General features: G+C 76.0%; 2 protein-coding genes. Both read left to right on the forward strand.

Annotated elements, in window-relative coordinates; translation table 11 throughout:
* Positions 1–22: 22 nt before the first annotated feature.
* A complete protein-coding gene (locus ACIQF6_RS00095) occupies positions 23–11827 on the forward strand; it encodes an SDR family NAD(P)-dependent oxidoreductase (protein ID WP_400890049.1) in 11805 nt (3934 codons plus the stop codon).
* A gap of 100 nt (positions 11828–11927) precedes the next feature.
* Positions 11928–22202, forward strand: coding sequence for a type I polyketide synthase (locus tag ACIQF6_RS00100; protein ID WP_400890051.1), 10275 nt, complete (start codon positions 11928–11930; stop codon positions 22200–22202).
* The last annotated feature ends 26 nt before the right edge of the window (positions 22203–22228 follow it).

The raw sequence follows: 22228 nt of genomic DNA on the forward strand, positions 1-22228 counted from the left end.
ACCAGGACGGCGACTCCCGATGGTGAACGACGACAAGCTGAGGGACTACCTCAAGCGCGTGACGGCGGACCTGCACCGCACCCGCCGGCGCCTGACCGAGGCCGAGGAAGCGGCCCGCGAACCGATCGCGGTCGTCGCGATGAGCTGCCGCTACCCCGGCGGCGTACGGTCCCCCGAGGACCTGTGGCGCCTGGTCACCGACGGCACCGACGCCATCACCGGCTTCCCCGCCGACCGCGGCTGGGACCTGGACCACCTCGACGACCCGGACCAGCTGCGCGAGGGCACCAGCCACACCGCCCTGGGCGGCTTCCTCGACGACGTCGGGCACTTCGACCCCGGCTTCTTCGGGATCTCCCCGCGCGAGGCGCTCGCGATGGACCCGCAGCAGCGGCTCCTCCTGGAGACCACCTGGGAGGCGTTCGAACGGGCCGGCATCGACCCCGCGACCCTGCGGGGCAGCCGGACCGGCGTCTTCGCCGGCGTGATGTACCAGGACTACGCGGTACGGCTGCGCCAGGTCCCCGACGACGTGGCCGGCTACCTCGGCAACGGCAGCTCCGACAGCGTCGCCTCGGGCCGCGTCGCCTACACCTTCGGCCTGGAGGGCCCGGCGGTCAGCATCGACACCGCCTGCTCGTCCTCGCTGGTCGCCATCCACCTCGCCGCCCAGGCCCTGCGGGCCGGCGACTGCACGCTGGCCCTGGCCGGGGGCGCGATGGTCATGTCGACACCCGTCCCGTTCGTGGAGATGAGCCGCCAGGGCGGCCTGGCCCGGGACGGCCGCTGCAAGTCCTTCTCGGCCGCCGCCGACGGGACCGGCTGGGGCGAGGGCGTCGGCATGCTCCTGCTGGAGCGCCTCTCCGACGCCCGCCGCAACGGCCACCCGGTCCTCGCCCTGATCCGCGGCACCGCCGTCAACCAGGACGGCGCCAGCAGCAGACTCACCGCCCCCAACGGCCCCGCCCAGCAGCGCGTCATCCGCCACGCCTTGGCCAACGCCGGACTCACCCCCGCCGACGTGGACGTGGTCGAGGCGCACGGCACCGGCACCCCGCTGGGCGACCCGATCGAGGCCCAGGCCCTGCTGGCCACCTACGGGCAGAACCGCGCGGACGGGCAGCCGCTGCTGCTCGGCTCGCTGAAGTCCAACATCGGGCACACCCAGGCGGCGGCCGGCGTCGGCGGCGTCATCAAGACCGTCCTCGCCATGCGGCACGGCACCGTCCCGCCCACCCTGCACGCGCAGGACCCGTCCCCGCAGATCGACTGGACCGCGGGCGCGGTGCGCCTGGTCACCGCGAACACCCCCTGGCCGGAGACCGGACGGCCGCGCCGGGCCGCGGTGTCCTCGTTCGGCGTCAGCGGCACCAACGGGCACGTCGTCCTGGAACAGGCGGACGAACCCGTCCCGGAACAGGCCGACGAACCCGCTGTGCCCGCCGCCCCCGCCGTCCTGCCCTGGGTGCTCTCCGGGCGCACCGCCGAAGCGCTGCGCGCCCAGGCCGCCCGGCTCCGCGACCACCTCGACGCCCACCCCGGAGCCGGCCCGGCCGAGGTCGGCCACGCCCTCGCGACGAGCCGGGCCGCGCACGAGCACCGGGCGGTCCTGATCGGCGCCCACCCCGACGAGTTCCGGGCCGGCCTCGACGCGCTGGCGGCCGGCCGCACCGTCCCCGGCCTGGTCCTCGGCGCCGCCGGGACCGGCGGCGAAGTCGCCCTGGTGTTCCCCGGACAGGGATCGCAATGGGCCGGCATGGCCGTCGAACTCCTCGACTCCGCCCCCGCCTTCGCCGCCCGGATCGCCGACTGCGAGCGCGCCCTGACCCCGTTCGTCGACTGGTCCCTGGAAGCCGTCCTGCGCGGTGCCCCCGGCACCCCGCCGGCCGACCGGGTCGACGTGGTGCAGCCGGTGCTGTGGGCCGTCATGGTCTCCCTGGCCGAACTGTGGCGCTCCCACGGCATCGCCCCCGGCGCCGTGGTCGGCCACTCCCAGGGCGAGATCGCCGCCGCGGTGGTGGCGGGAGCGCTCAGCCTGGAGGACGGGGCGAAGGTCGTCGCCCTGCGCAGCCGGGCGATCCGCGCCCTGTCCGGCCGCGGCGGCATGGCCTCGGTGGCCCTGCCCGCCGACCAGGTCGCCGAACTCCTCGCCCCGTGGGACGGCCGGCTCTCCGTCGCCGCCGTCAACGGACCCGCCTCCACCGTGGTCTCCGGCGACACCGACGCGCTCGACGCGTTCCTCGACCGGACGGCGGCCCTGGACATCCGCAGCCGGCGGATCCCCGTCGACTACGCCTCGCACAGCGCGCACGTCGAGGACATCCGCACCGAACTGCTGGCTCGGCTCGGCGGACTGACCCCCCGTCCGTCCGCCGTCCCCTTCTACTCCACCGTCAGCGGCGGCCTGCTGGACGACACCACCGCCCTGGACGCCGACTACTGGTACCGCAACCTGCGCGGGACCGTCCGCTTCGAACAGGCGACCCGCGCCCTGCTCGCCGACGGCTACCAGGTCCTCCTGGAGAGCAGCCCGCACCCCGTCCTCACCGTCGGCGTGCTGGAGACCGCCGAGGACGCCGGCGCCGACGCCACCGCCGTGGGCACCCTGCGCCGCGACGACGGCGGCCCGCGCCGGTTCACCGAGTCCCTGGCCGAACTCCACCTGCGCGGAGTCTCCCCGGACTGGGACGCGGTCTTCGCCGGCCGCCGCCCCCAACGGGTGGAACTGCCCACCTACGCCTTCCAGCGCGACCCGTACTGGCTGGAGGAGGGCACCGCGCCCGTCGCCGACGTCACCTCCGCCGGACTGACCCCCGCGGACCATCCGCTGCTGGGCGCCGTCGTGGTCCTCGCCGACAGCGACGGCCTGCTCCTCACCGGCCGCCTGTCGGCCCGCACCCACCCGTGGCTCGCCGACCACGCCGTCGGCGGCCGGGCACTGCTCCCGGGCACGGCCTTCCTGGAACTCGCCCTCCAGGCCGGAGCCCGGGTCGGCTGCCCCCGGGTCGAGGAGTTCACCCTCGAAGCCCCCCTGGTGCTGCCCGAACACGGCGGCGTCGTGCTGCGCCTCACCGTGGGCGCCCCCGACTCCCTGGGACACCGCCCGCTCGGCCTGCACTCCCGGCCGGACGCACCCGCCGACGGCGACCTCGACGACGAGGAGTGGACCAGGCACGCCGAAGGCGTCCTGGCCCAGGGCGGCGCGGAGCACACCGAGGCCGCCGGGCCGATGACCTGGCCGCCGGCCGGCGCCGAACCCCTCGCCCTCGACGGACTGTACGACCGCTTCGCGGCGGGCGGATTCGCCTACGGGCCCGCGTTCCAGGGCCTGCGCGCGGCCTGGCAGCGCGGCGACGAACTGTTCGCGGAGGCCGTCGTACCCGCCGGGCCCGCACCCGACGCCGCCCGCTTCGGCCTGCACCCGGCCCTGCTGGACGCGGCCCTGCACGCCACCGGCGTGCCCGGCACCCCCGGCGCGGACGCCCACCCCGAGGGACGGTTGCCGTTCTCCTGGAACGGCGTGACCCTGCACGCCGCCGGCGCCGACGCGATCCGCGTCCGGCTCGCCCCGGCCGGACCCGACACGGTGACGCTCGCCGTCGCCGACGCGACCGGCGCCCCCGTGGCGACCGTGGACGCGCTGGTCCTGCGGCCCGCGGGCACCGCCGGCCCCGGCGCCGACCGCGCCCCCCAGGGCCGCCGCCACCAGGACCTCTACGCGACGGAGTGGGTCACCGCACCCCCGCGCGGCAGCGGCGCACCCGTCCACCGCACCGCGGACCTGGCCACGCTGCTGGCCGCCGTCGACGCCGGAGCCCCGGTGCCCGAAACGGTCCTGCTCGCCTGCGCGGAGCCCGCCGCCTCGGACGGACCGGCCGAGGCCGTCCGCGCGGCCGTCCACCAGGCCCTGGCCGACGTCAGGACCTGGCTCGCCGACGACCGCTTCGCCGGCTCGCGCCTGGTGTTCGCCACCCGGGGCGCGGTCGGCACGGGGGAGGGGGAGGACATACCCAACCCCGCGCACAGCGCGCTCTGGGGCCTGGTCCGCTCGGCCGGGTCCGAACACCCCGGGCGCTTCGCCCTGCTCGACCTCGACGCCGACGACGAGCACGGCGCCTCCCCGGGCGTCGCCGCGGCCCTCGCCTCGATCGCCTCGGGAGAACCGCAGTCCGCGGTCCGCGGCGACGACGTCCGCGTCCCCCGGCTGGCCCGCGTGCTCCGAAACGACCCGGACCCCTCGGACGGGGCCGCCGGGCCGCTCCCGGCCTTCGACCCGGACGGCACGGTCCTCATCACCGGCGGCACCGGCCTGCTCGGCTCCCACGTCGCCCGCCGCCTGGTCACCGGGCACGGCGTCCGGCACCTGCTGCTGCTCTCCCGCAGCGGCCCGGCCGCCGCCGGGGCCGACGAACTGCGGGCCGAACTCGCCGCGCTGGGAGCCGAGACCGCCGTCGTCGCCTGCGACGCCGCCGACCGGACCGCCCTGGCCGCCGTCCTCGCCGACCTGCCGCCCGCGCACCCGCTGACCGCCGTGGTCCACACCGCGGGCGCCCTCGACGACGGCGTCGTCACCGCACTCACCCCCGAACGGGTGGACGCCGTGCTGCGCCCCAAGGTCGACGCCGCCCTCCACCTGCACGACCTGACCCGCGACCTCGACCTCACGCACTTCGTGCTGTTCTCCTCGGCCGCAGGCACCTTCGGCGGCCCCGGACAGGCCAACTACGCCGCCGCCAACGCCTTCCTCGACGCCCTGGCCGTCCGGCGCCGGGCGGCGGGGCTGGCCGGCCAGTCGCTTGCCTGGACCCTGTGGGAGCAGCCCAGCGCCCTCACCGAACACCTGGACGAGGACGACGTGCGACGCCTCGCCCGGTCCGGGATGCCGCCGCTCTCCACCGAGCGCGGACTCGCGCTCCTCGACACCGCCCTCACCGTGGACCGGGCCGCCCTGGTCCCGATGCGCCTCGACACCGCGGCCCTGCGGTCCGCGGCGGCGGACGGCACCCTGCCGCCGCTGCTGCGCGGCCTGGTGCGCACACCGCCCCGCCGGGCGGCCACGGCCGCGCAGGCGACGGCCGACGACAACGCCCTGCGCCTGCGCCTCGCGGCCCTCGACGGCACCGGACGGACCAGGCTGCTCGTCGAACTCGTCCGCACCCACGCCGCAGCCGTCCTCGGCCACGCCTCCCCGGACGCCCTCGACCCCGGACGGGCCTTCCGCGAACTGGGATTCGACTCGCTGGCCTCGGTGGAACTGCGCAACCGCCTGAACGCCGCCACCGGCCTGCGGCTGCCCGCCAGCCTGGTGTTCGACCACCCGACCCCGGCGGCGCTCGCGGACTTCCTGCGCGCCGGACTCACGGACACCCGGGCGGCCACGGCCGTCCTGCCCGCCGTACCCGCCGGGCCGGCCGACCCGAACCGGGACGCGGACGACGACCGGATCGCGATCGTCGCCGCGGCCTGCCGCCTCCCCGGCGGCGTCCGCTCACCCGAGGACCTGTGGCGGATGCTGTCCGAGGGCCGCGACGGCGTCTCCGGGTTCCCCACCGATCGCGGCTGGGACGTCGAAGCCCTCTACGACCCCGATCCCGACCGCGTCGGCACCTCCATCACCCGCGACGGCGGCTTCCTGTACGACGCCGCCGACTTCGACGCGGAGTTCTTCGGCATCTCGCCGCGCGAGGCGCTGGCCATGGACCCGCAGCAGCGCCTGCTGCTGGAGACCACCTGGGAACTCTTCGAGCGCGCCGCCATCGACCCGGCCGCCCTGCGCGGCGCCCCCGTCGGCACGTACGTCGGCCTGATGCAGCAGGACTACGCCGCCCGGCTGCTGCCCTACATCCCCGAGGACGTCGAAGGATTCCTCGGCACCGGCAACTCGGGAAGCATCGTCTCCGGACGCCTGGCCTACTTCTTCGGACTGGAAGGCCCCGCGGTCACCGTCGACACGGCGTGCTCGTCCTCGCTGGTGGCCCTGCACCTCGCGGTCCGGGCGCTGCGGTCCGGCGAGTGCTCGCTGGCGCTGGCCGGCGGCGTCAACGTGATGTGCAGCCCCGAACTGTTCGTCGAGTTCAGCCGCCAGGGCGGACTCGCCCCGGACGGCCGCTGCAAGTCCTTCGCCGCAGCGGCCGACGGGACCGCCTTCGGCGAGGGCGTCGGCATGCTGCTGGTGGAGCGGCTGTCGGACGCCCGCCGCAACGGGCACCCGGTGCTGGCGGTGATCCGCGGTTCCGCGGTGAACCAGGACGGTGCGAGCAACGGCCTGACCGCGCCGAACGGCCCCTCGCAGCAGCGGGTGATCCGGGCTGCGCTCGCGGACGCGGGGCTGACCACGTCCGAGGTGGACGTGGTCGAGGCGCACGGCACCGGGACGCGGCTGGGCGACCCGATCGAGGCACAGGCGCTGCTGGCCACCTACGGCCAGGACCGGCCCGCCGACCGTCCCGTGTGGATCGGCTCGCTGAAGTCCAACATCGGCCACGCCTCGGCGGCCGCCGGTGTGGCAGGAGTCATCAAGTCGGTGCTCGCCCTGCGGCACGGCGTGATGCCGAAGACGCTGCACGTGGACGGGCCCACGCCCGAGGTCGACTGGACGGCGGGAGCCGGCCGGTTGCTGACGGAGGCCCGGGAATGGGACGACACGGGCCGCCCGCGCCGGGCCGGCGTGTCCTCCTTCGGCGTCAGCGGCACCAACGCCCACGTCGTCCTCGAACAGGCCCCGGACGACGCGACAGCTTCCGCGACCCCGCCCGTCGACCACCCCGCGACACCGGAGACCGCGCCCGCCGCCGTCCCCCTGCTCCTCTCGGCCCGCACGCCGGAGGCACTGCGCGCCCAGGCCGCCGCGCTGTCGGCCCGAATCGGCGACGGGTCGGGCGTCCGCGCCGCAGACGTGGCCTTCTCCCTGGCCACGGGCCGCAGCGCGCTGGCACACCGCGCGGTGCTGGTGGGCACGGAGGAGAACCTCGCCGAGCACCTGACCGCGCTCTCGCAGGGCGCTGCGGTGGCCGGTGGCGGGTTGGTTTCCGGCCGTTCGGTGTTGGTGTTCCCGGGTCAGGGTTCGCAGTGGGTGGGGATGGCTGCGGAGTTGTTGGTCGGGTCGGAGGTGTTTGCGGGGCGGATGGCGGAGTGCGGTCGGGCTCTGGCGCCTTTTGTGGATTGGTCGTTGGGGGAGGCGCTGGGTTCGGAGGCGCTGTTGGCGCGGGTCGATGTGGTGCAGCCGGTGTTGTGGGCGGTGATGGTGTCGCTGGCGGAGGTGTGGCGTTCGTTCGGCGTCGTTCCGGACGCCGTGGTCGGCCACTCGCAGGGCGAGATCGCCGCGGCTGTGGTGGCGGGTGGTCTGAGCATCGACGACGGGGCTCGGGTGGTCGCGCTGCGCAGTCGGGCGATTCGGGTGTTGGCGGGGCGTGGCGGTATGGCGTCGGTGCCTTTGCCGGTGGGGGCGGTGCGGGAGCGCATCGCGGGGGGCTCGTTGTCGGTGGCGGCGGTGAACGGTCCGTCGTCGACGGTGGTGTCGGGTGACGCGGACGCGGTCAGCGCGCTGGTGGAGGAGTTCGTGGCGGAGGGGGTGCGGGCGAGGCTGATCGACGTCGATTACGCGTCGCACTCCGCGCACGTGGAGGAGATCCGCGAGCAGTTGCTGTCCGATCTGGACGGGATCGTTCCTGTGTCGGGTTCGGTGCCGTTCTTCTCGACGGTGACGGGCGGTTGGTTGGACACGGAGGCCCTGGACGCCGAGTACTGGTACGGCAACCTCCGGCAGACGGTCGAGTTCGCGGACGCCACGGAGGCGTTGCTGGGGGAGGGTTTCCGGTTCTTCGTGGAGTCGAGCCCGCATGCGGTGCTGGGTGTGGCGGTGGGGGAGTTGGTGGAGGCCGCGGGTGTGGACGCGGTGGTGCTGGGGACGTTGCGTCGGGGTGAGGGCGGCGTGGCGCAGGTGTTGCGTGCGGTGGGTCGTGCGTGGGAGTGCGGGTTGGCGGTGGACTGGTCGGTTGCGTTCCCGGGCGCGCGGCGGGTCGAGCTGCCGACGTACGCCTTCCAGCGCAGCCGCTACTGGCTCGACGTTCCGACCACGAGCTGGGACGTCGCCTCGGCGGGTCTCGCCACGACCGGGCACCCGCTGCTCGGTGCGGTGACGCAGGTCGCGGACTCCGAGGAGCTGCTGCTCAGCGGCCGGATCTCGCTGCGCACCCACCCCTGGCTCGCCGACCACGCGGTGTCGGGCGTGGTGCTCCTGCCCGGCACGGCCGTCCTCGAACTCGCGCTGCGTGCCGGGGCCGAGGCGGACTGCCCGGTGGTCGAGGAACTCACCCTCGGGTCGGCCCTCGTGCTCCCGGACGAGGGTGCTGTTCACCTGCAGCTCCGGGTCGCCGCGCCCGACGGTGACGGTCGGCGCAGGCTCAGCGTGTTCGCCCGCACGACGCGGGACGCCGATGCGCCCTGGACCGAGCACGCCACCGGCACCCTGGCGCCCAGGCCGGCCGGGGACCCGGTCGGAGCCGCGGCCGGCCTGCTGAGCTGGCCGCCGTCCGGGGCCGAACCCGTGGACACCGGCGACCTCTACGAGCGCTTCGCCGAGGCCGGCTACCAGTACGGCCCCGCCTTCCGCGGCATCCGTGCCGCGTGGCTCCGCGACGGCGAGGTGTTCGCCGAGGTGGTGCTGCCGGAGCCGCAGCACGCCGACGCCGCCGGGTGCGTGCTGCACCCCGCGCTGCTGGACGCGGCCCTCCAGACCGCCGCACTGCTGCCCGACCAGGACGGCCGGGCCCGGCTGCCCTTCAGCTGGAACGGTGTGACCGGCGGGATCACCGGGGCCACCACGCTGCGGGTGCGGCTCGCCGCCGACGCGCCGGACACCGTGACTCTGCACGCCCACGACCTGTCGGGACGGCAGGTGCTCGGCGTGGCGGGCCTGTCGCTGCGGCCCCGGGCCGCGGGCGGTCCGCTCTCCGCGACCGCCCACGCCGACCTGCTGTACCGCCTCGACTGGACCGCGTCCGCCGCCCAGGCCGACGGCGCCGTGCCCACCTGGGCCGCCCTCGGCGACGCCGTCCCGGGCGCCGGGGCGTGGCAGGACCTCGACGCCCTGGGGGCGGCCCTCGGCGGGGGTGCCGCTCTCCCCGAGGTGATCGTGGCGGCCGTCGCCACCGCCGACCTGCCCGACCCCGCTGACCGGGTCCGCGTCACCGCGCACCGGGGCCTGGCGCTGGTGCAGCAGTGGCTGGCCGACGAGCGGTTCGCCGAGGCCAGGCTGGCCCTGCTCACCAGGGACGCGGTCCGGACCGGACCGCTGGACCGTCCCGTCGACCCCGCCCAGGCCGCGCTGTGGGGCCTGGTGCGCAGCGCGCGGGCCGAGCACCCCGGGCGTTTCGTCCTCGTCGACGCGGCCGGGACCGGCGAGCCGGCGGACGACCTGCCCGCGGCGCTCGCCGCCGGGGAACCCGAGTTGGCGCTGCGGACCGGGCCGCCGCTGCTGCCGCGGCTGGTCCGCGGCGGCCGGCCGGACGGCACGCTGCCCCTGCCGGACGGTGCCGCCTGGCGGCTCACCACCGACGGCCGGGGCTCCCTGGAGGACATCGCGGCGGAGCCCGCTCCTGCGGCCCTCGCCCCGCTGGGCAAGGGCGAGGTGCGGATCGCGGTGCGCGCCGCCGGGCTGAACTTCCACGACGTCATCGCCGCGCTCGGACTGGACCCCGACCCCGAACAGCAGGGCCTGGGCAGCGAGGGCGCCGGAACGGTCGTCGAGGTCGGCCCGGGGGTGGACGACCTGGTGCCCGGGGACCGGGTGATGGGGATCTTCGGGGGCGCGTTCGGCCCGACCGTCGTCGCCGACCGCCGTACCGTCGCCCGGATACCGGCGGGCTGGTCCTTCGCCCGCGCCGCCTCCGTGCCGGTGGTGTTCCTCACCGCCTACTACGGCCTGTTCGATCTCGGCGGACTGCGGCGCGGGGAGTCGGTGCTGGTCCACGCCGCGGCCGGCGGGGTCGGCATGGCGGCGGTCCAGCTCGCCCGGCACGCCGGTGCGCGGGTGTTCGCGACCGCCTCCCCCGCCAAGTGGGACGTCCTGAAGGCCGGCGGACTGGACGCCGGGCACATCGCCTCGACCCGTACCACCGACTTCGCCGAGACGTTCCTGACGGCCACCGGCGGGCGGGGCGTCGACCTCGTACTCGACAGCCTGGCGCGGGAGTTCGTCGACGCCGGTCTGCGGCTGCTGCCGAACGGCGGCCGGTTCGTGGAGATGGGCAAGACCGACGTCCGCGACCCCGGGGCGGTCGCCCGGCAGCACCCCGGGGTGCGCTACCGGGCGTTCGACCTGATGGAGGCCGGTCCGGAGCGGATCGGCGAGATGCTCGCCGACGTCCTGGACCTGTTCGAGCGGGGGGTGCTGCGTCCCCTGCCCGTCACCGGCTGGGACGTCCGGCAGGCCCCGGCCGCGCTGCGCTCGCTCAGCCAGGCCCGGGGCGTCGGCAAGAACGTCCTGCTGCTGCCCGCCGCGCCGGACCCGGAAGGGACGGTCCTGGTCACGGGGGCCACCGGCACCCTGGGGCGGCTGCTGGCCCGGCACCTGGTCGTCGCACACGGCATGCGGCACCTGCTGCTGGCGGGCCGCCGGGGCGGATCCGCCGACGGAATGCCGGAGCTGGTGCGGGAACTGACCGGACTCGGGGCGTCGGTGACCGTCGCCGCGTGCGACGTCGCCGACCGCGCCGCGCTCACCGCGCTGCTCGGGTCGGTGCCGGCCGCGCACCCGCTGACCGCCGTCGTCCACGCGGCCGGTGTCCTGGACGACGCCACGATCGCCGGGCTGACTCCGGACCGGCTCGACCGCGTCCTGCGGCCCAAGGCGGACGCGGCGCTGGCCCTGCACGACCTCACCCGGGACCTCGACCTCGCGGCGCTGGTCCTGTTCTCCTCGGGCGCCGCCCAGTTCGGCGCGGCCGGGCAGGCGAACTACGCCGCGGCCAACGCGGTCCTCGACGCCCTCGCCGCCGAACGCCGGGCCGAGGGGCTGCCCGGCCTGTCCATCGGCTGGGGCCTGTGGGAGGAGCGCAGCGGGATGACCGCCGCGGTCACCGCGGGGCGGGGCGCCGGGGCGGGCGCGCTGACCTCGGCGGAGGGCCTCGCCCTGTTCGACGCGGCGCTGGACTCCCCGTACGCCTACCGGCTCGCGGCCAGGATCGCCCCGTCCGTGCTGCGGGCGGACGACCGGCTGCCCGCCGTGCTCCGCGGCCTGGCCCGGCCCGCCCGGGCCGCCGTCTCCGCCGCCGCGGCACCGGTCCGCTCGATGGCGCAGCAGCTGGCCGAGCTGCCCGAGGCCGAGCTGCACCGGACCCTGCTCGACCTGGTGCGCGGCAACGCGGCGGCGGTGCTCGGCCACAGTTCGCCGAACCTGATCCGCCCGGCCCGCCCGTTCAAGGAGGTCGGCTTCGACTCCCTCACCGGGGTCGAACTGCGCAACCGGCTGATGTCCTCGACCGGGTTGCGGCTGCCGGCCGCGCTGGTCTTCGACCACCCCACCCCGGAGGCGCTGGCCCGCCACCTCGCCGAGCGGGTCACCGCCGCCCGCCCGACCGGCGACGCGGCGGTCCGGGCCGGGCTGGACGCCCTGGAGACCCTGCTCGACGCCCTGCCGCCGGACGGCGTGAGCGACGAACTCGCCGCCCGGATAAGGGAAGTGCTGTCCCGTCCGCTGCCCGGCGGGACTCCGCCCGCCACCGCCCGGACCACCGGCGACGTGGACGATCTGGCCCCCGACCTGATCGAGGCGGCCAGCGACGACGAGATGTTCGACTACATCGACCGGCAGCTGGGATCCGCATGACCGGGGCACCGTTCCGCGCACCCTGCGCACCCCGTGCAGTCCGAGACGAGACCCGAGCAGCCCGAGACGAAAGCAGCGGTGTCCAGTGAGCGACCAGAGGATGCGCGACTACCTCAACCGGGTGACCATCGACCTTCGGGACACCCGGCAGCGGCTCCGGGAGGCCGAGGCGCGCACCAGCGAGCCGATCGCGATCGTGGCGATGAGCTGCCGCTTCCCCGGCGGTGTCCGCACCCCGGAGGACCTGTGGGACCTGCTCGCCGAAGGCCGTGACACCGTCGCGCCCGTCCCCGGCGACCGGGGCTGGGAGACCGCCTGGCCGTCCGGCGGCGCCGTCCCCGGGCAGGGGGCGTTCCTGGACGGCGCGGCGGACTTCGACCCGGAGTTCTTCGGCATCTCGCCGCGCGAGGCGGTCGCGATGGACCCGCAGCAGCGGCTGCTGCTGATGGCGTCCTGGGAGGCCGTCGAACAGGCCGGCATCGACCCGCTCACCCTGCGGGGCAGCCGCACCGGGGTGTTCGCCGCAGCCATCGACCAGGGGTACGCGACGCTGGGCGCCGGCGCCGCCGAGGCCGTCCAGGGGTTCCTGATGACGGGGAACTCGATGAGCGTGATGTCCGGGCGGGTGTCCTACGCGCTCGGCCTCGAAGGCCCCGCCGTCACCGTGGACACCGCCTGTTCGGCCTCGTTGGTGGCGCTGCACCTCGCGGCGCGGGCCCTGCGGGCCGGTGAGTGCTCGCTCGCCCTCGCCGGCGGGGTCAGCGTGATGGCGCTGCCGGCGGTGTTCGTCGAGTTCAGCCGGCAGGGCGCGATGTCCCCCGACGGCCGCTGCAAGCCGTTCGCGGCGGCCGCGGACGGCACCGGCTGGGGCGAGGGCGTGGGGATGCTGCTGCTGGAGCGGCTGTCGGACGCGCGCCGCAACGGCCACCCGGTGCTGGCCGTGCTGCGCGGTTCGGCGATCAACCAGGACGGCGCCAGCAACGGCCTGACCGCCCCCAACGGCCCCTCCCAGCAGCGGGTGATCCGGGCGGCGCTCGCGGACGCGGGGCTGACCACGTCCGACGTGGACGCGGTGGAGGCGCACGGCACCGGCACCACCCTCGGCGACCCGATCGAGGCGGACGCGCTGCTGGCCACGTACGGCCAGGACCGGCCCGCCGGGCGTCCGCTGTGGCTGGGGTCGCTGAAGTCGAACATCGGGCACACCCAGGCCGCCGCCGGGGTCGCCGGGGTCATCAAGACGGTGCTAGCGCTGCGGCACGGGGTCCTGCCGCGCACCCTGCACGTGGACACGCCCACCCCGCACGCCGACTGGTCCTCGGGCGCCGTCGAACTCCTCACCGAGGCCCGCGACTGGCCCGCCGTCGACCGGCCGCGCCGGGCCGGGGTGTCCTCGTTCGGCATGAGCGGCACCAACGCGCACGTCGTCCTCGAACAGGCGCCGGAGCCGGAACCGGCCGACGGATCGGAACCGGCCGACGGGCCGGAAGCGGTGGCCGCCGGACCGGACGCCGCGCCCGGGGCCGTGCTGCCCTGGGTGCTGTCCGGCCGCACCGCGTCCGCGCTCGGGGACCAGGCGGCCCGGCTGCGCGCCCGGCTCGCCACGCACGCGCCCGCACGCCCCGCCGACCTCGGGTTCTCGCTGGCGACCACCCGGTCCGCCTTCGAACACCGGGCCGTGGTGATCGGCGACGGGCACCCCGCCCTGCTGGACGGGCTCGCCGCCCTGTCCGGACCGGGCACGGACCTCCCCACCGCCCCGGCCGCGCCCACGCCCGCCGACGTCGTCGCGGGCACCGGCCGGGTCGTCGAGGGCCGGACGGCCCTGGTGTTCCCCGGCCAGGGCTCCCAGTGGGCCGGCATGGCACGGGACCTGCTCGCCACCAGCCCCGCCTTCCGGGACCGCCTCGCCGCCTGCGACGCCGCGCTCTCCGCCCATGTCGACTGGCGGCTCCCCGCCGTCCTGGAGGGCGCGCCCGGCGCGCCCTCCCTGGACCGGGTGGACGTGGTGCAGCCGGCGCTGTGGGCGGTGATGGTGTCACTGGCCGCGCACTGGGAGTCCTGGGGTGTCCGGCCCGACGCCGTGGTCGGCCACTCCCAGGGCGAGATCGCCGCCGCGGTGGTGGCGGGAGCGCTGAGCCTGGAGGACGGGGCGAAGGTCGTCGCCCTGCGCAGCCGGGCCATCCGGGCGCTGGCCGGACTCGGCGGCATGGTCGCGGTGTCCCTGCCCGAGGACCGGGTCCGCGCCGAGATCGCCCCCTGGGCCGAGCAGCTGTCGGTGGCCGCCGTCAACGGGCCCGCCGCCGTGGTGGTCTCGGGGGAGACCCGGGCGCTGGCCGAACTGCTCGCCCACTGCACCGCACAGGGCGTACGGGCCCGCGCCGTCCCCGTGGACTACGCCTCGCACTCGGCGCAGGTCGAGGGGATCAGGTCCGAGGTGCTGGCCGCACTGGCCGACGTACGCCCGCTCCCGGCCCGGATCCCGCTGTTCTCCACCGTCACCGGCGACCGGCTCGACACCACCGCCATGGACGCCGACTACTGGTACCGCAACCTCCGCGGGACCGTCCGCTTCGACGCGGCCGTCCGCTCCCTGGTCGAGCAGGGCCACGAGGTCTTCGTCGAGGTGTCGCCGCACCCGGTGCTGACCATGGCCCTCCAGGACACCGTCGAGGCCGCCGGCACCGAGGAACCGCCCGTGGTCGTCGGCACCCTGCGCCGCGACGACGGCGGACTTCGCCGGGCCCTGCTCTCGGCCGCCGAACTGTGGGTGGCGGGCGCGGCCGTCGACTGGCCAGCGGTGTACGCCGGCACCGGCGCCCGGCGGGTGGACCTGCCCGGCTACCCCTTCCAGCTGCGCCGCTACTGGCTGGAGCCGGAGGCGTCGCCCGGCACCGGACCGGCCGCCGCCGACCCGCACGACACGGCCTTCTGGCACATGGTCGACCACGACGCCCCGGCCGAGATCGCCGCCCACCTCGCCGTCGACGAGGACGCCCTCGCCCCCGTCCTGCCGGCCCTGCGCGGCTGGCGCAAACAGCGGCGCGACGAGAGCGTCATCGACGCCTGGCGCTACCGCATCGGCTGGCAGCCGCTGCCCGACCCGCCGGCCGCCGGCCCCGCCGCCGGCACCTGGCTCGTCGTCCTGCCCGCCGGACACGACGACGACGCACGGGTGCGCGGCCCGCTGCTCGCCCTCACCGAAGCGGGCGCCACCGTCGTCACGGCCGAACTCACGGCCGCCGCCGTCCGCCGCACGGACCTCGCGGACACCCTCGCCGCCGCCCTCGGCGACCGCGTCCCGACGGGCGTGCTGTCGCTGCTGGCCGCCGACGACCGGCCGCACCCCGACCACCCGGCCCTGCCCACCGGGACGGCGCTCACCGTCGCCCTGGTGCAGGCCCTGGGCGACCTCGCCCTCACCGCACCCCTGTGGTGCGCCACCGCCGGGGCCGTCTCCACCGGCCCGGACGACCCGGTCACCCACCCCCGCCAGGCCCAGGTCTGGGGCACCGGACTGGTCGCCGCGCTGGAACTGTCCGCCCGCTGGGGCGGACTCGTCGACCTGCCCCCGGACCTCGACGCCCGCGCCAGGGCCCGCCTCGCCGCCGTCCTGACGGCCCCCGGCACGGACGGCGCCGGCCGCGAGGACCAGCTCGCCCTGCGCCCCACCGGCCTGCTGGCCCGCCGCCTGCGGCGCGCCCCCCGGACCGGCAGCCGTACGAAGCACTGGAAGCCCCGCGGCACCGTCCTGCTGACCGGCGGCACCGGAGCCGTCGGCCCGCACCTCGCCCGCTGGCTGGCCCGCAGCGGCGCCACCCACCTCGTCCTGCCCGGCCGCCGCGGCCCCCAGGCACCCGGCGCGGCCGAACTCGCCGCCGAACTCGCCGCCCTCGGCGTACGCCTGACCCTGCCCGTCTGCGACCTGGCGGACCGTCAGGCCGTGGCGGCGCTGCTCACCGGCCTGGAGTCGGCGGGCGACCCGGTCACCGCGGTCGTCCACGCGGCCGCCTTCGTCGCGCTCGCCCCGCTGGACGGCACACCGATGAACGCGTTCGAACAGATCGTCGCCGCCAAGGCCGCCGGCGCCGAACACCTCGACGCGCTGCTCGACCGCGAACTCGACGCCTTCGTCCTGTTCTCCTCGATCGCCGGAGTCTGGGGCAGCGGCGACCACGGCGCCTACGCCGCGGCCAACGCCCACCTCGACGCCCTCGCCCAGCACCGCCGGGCCCGCGGCCTCTCCGCCACCACCGTCGACTGGGGCATCTGGCAGGCCGAGAGCGCCTTCCAGGACCGCGTCGCCGGAGACGACGCCGACCTGTTCAACCTGGAACAGCACGGCCTGCCCCGCATCGCCCCCGACCTCGCCGTGCACGCCCTGCAACAGGCACTGGACGACGACGAGACCGTACTCGCCGTCGCCGACGTCGACTGGGAGCAGTTCGCCGCCGTCTTCACCTCCACCCGCCCCAGCCCGCTGCTCACCGGCGTCCCCGAAGCCCGCCGCGCCCTGGAGGCCGCGCCCGGCGACACGGTCGCGCCCGCCGCCGCACTGCTGCGCCAACGGCTCGCCGCCCTCGGCGAATCCGAACAGCACCGCCTGCTGCTCGACCTGGTCCGCACCCACGCGGCAGCCGTCCTCGGCCATCCCTCGGTGGACGCGATCCGGCCCGGCATGGCCTTCCAGGACATGGGCTTCGCCTCCCTCACCGCCGTCGAACTCCGCAACCGGCTCAACACCGCCACCGGACTGCGGCTGCCGTCCACGCTGATCTTCGACCACCCGTCGTCCACCGCACTCGCCCGGGAGATCCGCGCCGAACTGCTCGGCCGGCAGGCCACCGAGCCGCGCCCCGCCGAGCCGGACGCCGCCGCGCACCGGCCCGCGCCCGACGACGAGCCGATCGCGATCGTCTCCATGGCCTGCCGCTTCCCCGGCGGCATCGGCACCCCCGAAGACCTGTGGCGCCTGCTCGCCGACGGCGGCGACGCCGTCTCGGACTTCCCCACCGACCGCGGCTGGGACCTCGAAGCCCTCTACGACCCCGACCCCGACCGCCCCGGCACCTCGACCACCCGGCGGGGCGGCTTCCTGCACGACGCCGCCGACTTCGACGCGGAGTTCTTCGGCATCTCGCCGCGCGAGGCCCTGGCCATGGACCCCCAGCAGCGGATGCTCCTGGAGACCACCTGGGAGGCGATCGAACGCGCCGCCATCGACCCGGCCGCGCTGCGCGGCAGCCGCACCGGAGTGTTCACCGGCGTCAACTACGCCGACTACGCGGCCGTCGTCGCCCAGTCGGAGGAAGGCGAAGGCCACCTGCTCACCGGCAGCGCACCCAGCGTCGTCTCCGGCCGGATCGCCTACACCCTGGGCCTCGAAGGCCCCGCGGTGACCGTCGACACGGCCTGCTCCTCCTCACTCGTCGCCATGCACTACGCCGGCCGGGCCCTGCGCGGCGGCGACTGCTCCCTCGCCCTGGTCGGCGGCGTCGCCGTGATGGCGACCCCCGGTGCCCTGATCAGCTTCTCCCGGCAGCGCGGACTCGCCGAGGACGGCCGCTGCAAGGCCTTCTCGGACGACGCGGACGGCATGGGCATGGGCGAAGGGGTCGGTGTCCTGCTGCTGGAGCGCCTCTCGGACGCCCGCCGCAACGGCCACCCGGTGCTGGCGGTGGTACGCGGCTCCGCCGTCAACCAGGACGGCGCCAGCAACGGACTCTCCGCCCCCAACGGCCCCTCCCAGCAGCGGGTGATCCGGGCCGCGCTCGCGGACGCGGGCCTGACGGCGTCCGACGTGGACGTGGTGGAGGCGCACGGCACCGGCACCACCCTCGGCGACCCGATCGAGGCGCAGGCCCTGCTGGCCACCTACGGCCAGGACCGGCCCGCCGACCGGCCCCTGCTGGTCGGCTCCCTCAAGTCCAACCTCGGCCACGCCCAGGCGGCATCGGGTGTGGCAGGGATCATCAAGACGGTGCTGTCCATGCACCACGGGCAGGTGCCCCGCACCCTGCACGTCGGCAGGCCCTCCGGGCACGTCGACTGGACGCGCGGAGCGCTGGCCCTCGCGACCGAGCAGCAACCCTGGCCGTCCCACGGCCGCCCTCTCCGGGCCGGGGTGTCCTCGTTCGGCCTGAGCGGCACCAACGTCCACACCATCCTCGAACACACCCCCCTGACGGACGACGACCCGCCGGCCGAGCGCACCCCCCTGCCGGCGGTGCCCTGGCTGCTGTCCGCGAAGAGCTCGCAGGCACTGCGCCACCAGGCCGACCGGCTGCGCCGCCACCTGCACGGCGGCCCCGACGCCGACCCGCGCGACATCGGGTCCGCCCTGTCCGCGCGCACCGCCTTCGAATACCGGAAGGCGCTGGTCGGGGACCGGGACCAGCTCCACACCTTGCTGGGCCGGACGGCCGACGACGACTCGGGAGCGTGGGACGGCGGTCGCCCGGTCGACGGTCGTTCGGTGTTGGTGTTCCCGGGTCAGGGTTCGCAGTGGGTGGGGATGGCTGCGGAGTTGTTGGTCGGGTCGGAGGTTTTTGCGGGGCGGATGGCGGAGTGCGGTCGGGCTCTGGCGCCTTTTGTGGATTGGTCGTTGGGGGAGGCGCTGGGGTCGGAGGCGCTGTTGGCGCGGGTTGATGTGGTGCAGCCGGTGTTGTGGGCGGTGATGGTGTCGCTGGCGGAGGTGTGGCGTTCGTTCGGCGTCGTTCCGGACGCCGTGGTCGGTCACTCCCAGGGCGAGATCGCCGCGGCTGTGGTGGCGGGTGGTCTGAGCATCGACGACGGGGCGAAGGTCGTCGCGCTGCGGAGCCGGGCCATTCGGGCGCTGGCGGGCCGTGGCGGTATGGCGTCGGTGCCTCTGCCGGTGGAGGCGGTGCGGGAGCGCATCGCGGGCCGGTTGTCGGTGGCGGCGGTGAACGGTCCGTCGTCGACGGTGGTGTCGGGTGACGCGGACGCGGTGGCGGCGCTGGTGGACGAGTTCGTGGCGGAGGGGGTGCGGGCGCGGCTGATCGACGTCGATTACGCGTCGCACTCCGCGCATGTGGAGGAGATCCGCGAGCGCCTGTTGTCCGATCTGGACGGGATCGCTCCTGTGTCGGGTTCGGTGCCGTTCTTCTCGACGGTGACGGGCGGTTGGTTGGACACGGAGGTTTTGGACGCCGAGTACTGGTACCGGAATCTGCGGCAGACGGTCGAGTTCGGGCGGGCCACGGAGGCGTTGCTGGGGGAGGGTTTCCGGTTCTTCGTGGAGTCGAGTCCGCATGCGGTGCTGGGTGTGGCGGTGGGGGAGTCGGTGGAGGCCGCGGGGCTTGATGCTGCGGTGCTGGGGACGTTGCGTCGGGGTGAGGGCGACGTGGCGCAGGTGTTGCGTGCGGTGGGTCGTGCGTGGGAGTGCGGGTTGGGGGTGGACTGGTCGGTTGCGTTCCCGGGGGCGCGGCGGGTCGAGCTGCCGACGTACGCCTTCCAGCGCAGCCGCTACTGGCCCGAGCCGGCGCCCACCACGGCGGCGGATGTGGGCTCGGCCGGGCTCGACCCGGCCGACCACCCCGTCCTCGGCGCGGCCGTCGAGCTGGCCGACACGGGTGAACTGCTGCTCACCGGCCGGATCTCGCTGCGTACCCACCCCTGGCTCGCCGACCATGCGGTGGCCGGTACGGTCCTGCTGCCCGGCGCGGCCTTCGCGGAACTCGCGGTCCGTGCCGCGGACGAGGCCGGCTGCCACACGGTGGAGGAACTGACGCTCCAGTCACCGCTGTTGATACCCGCCGAGACCGCCGTCCGCCTACAGGTCCGGGTCGGTGCCCCGGACGCGCACGGCAGCCGCTCCCTGGACCTGTTCTCCTGCCGTGAGGACGCGGTGACCCCGCACTGGACCGCGCACGCCACCGGCACGCTCACCGCCGACGCCGCGACCCGCCGGCCGACGCCGGAACCCGCACCGGACGGTGCCGGCGCCTGGCCTCCGCCCGGTGCCGTACCGATCGCCGTCGACGACCTGTACGAGCAGTTCAGTGCCTCCGGGTACGGCTACGGACCCGCCTTCCGCGGGCTCACCACTGCCTGGCGCCGGGGTGACGAGGTCTTCACCGAGGTGCGCCTGCCCGAGGACCAGCACCGGTCCGCCGCCGGCTTCGGCGTGCACCCGGCCCTCCTGGACGCCGCCCTCCAGGGGCTGTTCCTGCGGGCCCGGCCGGACACCGAACCGGGCCCGGACCGTCCGTCCGCCGGACTGCCGTTCTCCTGGAGCGGAGTCGGGCTGCACGCCTCCGGAGCCACCGCGCTCAGGGTGCGGCTCGGCTTCCGGCCGGACGGCTCGGTGTCGATCGACGCGACCGACCCGAACGGCCTCCCGGTCGCGTCCGTCGAGGCGCTCGCCGTCCGTCCGATCGACTTCGACGCCCTCCGCCCGGGCGGCGGCCCGGAATCCCTCTACCGGGTGCAGTGGTCGGCGGTGCCCGCCACCGCCCCCGCCGAGCCCGTCGGACACTGGGCCGTCCTCGGCGGCGGGGACCTCTTCCCGGACAGCCGTCCGGACCTGGCGGCGCTCGGCGCCGCGCTGGACGGGGGAGCGCCTGCGCCCGCCGCGGTGCTGGCCTGGTGCGGCGACCACACCCCGGACCGCCCGTCCGCGCCCGACGCCGCCTCCGTGCACGCCGCACTGGACGACGCGCTGCGGCTCGTCCAGGACTGGCTGGCCGACCCGCGGTGGGACGACGGCACCCGGCTCGTGCTGGTCACCCGGGGAGCGGTCTCCACGGCGGCCGGTGAGGAGGTCACCGACCTCACCGGCGCCGCGGTCCGGGGCCTGGTCCGCTCCGCCCAGTCCGAGCACCCGGACCGCTTCCTGCTGATCGACACCGACGACCCGGCCGCCGTGGCCGGCCTGCTGCCCCGGGCACTGGCCGGAACCGAACCCCAACTGGCGGTACGCGGCGGACAGTTGCTGGCCGCCCGCCTCACCCGGGCCACCGTCGCCACGGACCCGGACGCACTCCCGGACGTCCCGTCCGGCATCGCCGGGGCCGACGGAACCGTCCTGGTCACCGGGGCCGGCGGCGCGCTCGGCGGCCTGGTGGCACAGCACCTGGTGACGGCGCACGGCGTCCGGAACCTGCTGCTCGTCGGCAGGCGCGGTGCCGACGCCCCGGGCCTGGCCGACCTCGCCGCCGAACTGCGCGGCCTCGGCGCCCGGGTGGACGTGGAGTCCTGCGACGTCGCCGACCGGGACGCGCTCGCCGCCCTGCTCGCCGGCATCCCCGCCGACCGTCCGTTGAGCGCGGTCGTCCATGCGGCCGGTGTCCTGGACGACGGGACGATCGAGTCGCTGACGCCCGGGCGGATGCACCACGTCCTGCGGCCCAAGGTCGACGCGGCCCTCAACCTGCACGCCCTCACCCGCGACCTGCCGCTGTCCGCCTTCGTCCTGTTCTCCTCCGCGTCCGCCACGGTCGGCAACGCCGGGCAGGGCAACTACGCGGCCGCCAACGCCTTCCTCGACGCGCTCGCCCAGCACCGCCGGGCCCTGGGCCTGCCCGCCCAGTCACTCGCCTGGGGCCTGTGGGCGCGCCGCAGCACCATGACCGGCACGCTCACCGCCGCCGACCTGCGGCGGATGTCCCGGGGAGGCACCGCGGCCATCGGCAGCGAAGAAGGCCTCGCCCTGTTCGACGCGGCGCTCACTCTGGACGAACCGCTGCTCGTCCCGGTCAAGATCGACCTCGGCCGGCTCCGGACGGCGGCCCGGACCGGACCCGTCCCGGCCCTGCTCTCCGCGCTGGTCCCCGGCGCCGCCCGCCGCCCCGCCTCCGGGGCGGACGCCGCCGAAGCGGACTCGCTGCGCCGCCGGCTGACCGAACTCTCCCCGGAGGAACGCGCCGCCACCCTGCTCGACCTGGTCCGGAGCCGGGCCGCCGACGTCCTCGGCCACGGCGGACCCGGGGCCGTCGACCCCGACCAGGCGTTCAAGGACCTCGGCTTCGACTCGCTCACCTCCGTCGAGCTCCGCAACCGGCTCGGCGCCGCCACCGGCCGCCGGCTGCCCGCCACCCTGGTCTTCGACCACCCCACCCCGGCCGCCGTCGCCGCCTACCTCACCGGGCGCCTGGCACCCGACGGGCCGGGCGACCCCGCCGGCACCGGGAAGGCCGCCGGGACGCCGGGCCGGGCCGACCGCGGGGACCACGAGATCGGCTCCCTGCTGGCCGCGATCCCGCCCGCCGCGCTGCGTCGGGCCGGCCTCCTCGACGCGCTCCTGGACCTCGCCGACCGGTCGCAGACACCGGACACGCCGACTCCCGCCGCCGACATCGACGCCATGGCCGTCGACGACCTCGTCCGGATGGCCCTGGGTGGCGAACGTGACTGACCGACAGCCGCAGAAGGAGAAGCCCA

It is taken from the genome of Kitasatospora sp. NPDC092948 (genome assembly GCF_044754805.1).
Classification (GTDB): Bacteria; Actinomycetota; Actinomycetes; order Streptomycetales; family Streptomycetaceae; genus Kitasatospora.

What these genes read in the sequence shown, in the direction of transcription:
- ACIQF6_RS00100 (WP_400890051.1), top strand. Translation starts at nt 11,928, where the DNA reads ATGCGCGACTACCTCAACCGGGTGACCATCGACCTTCGGGACACCCGG.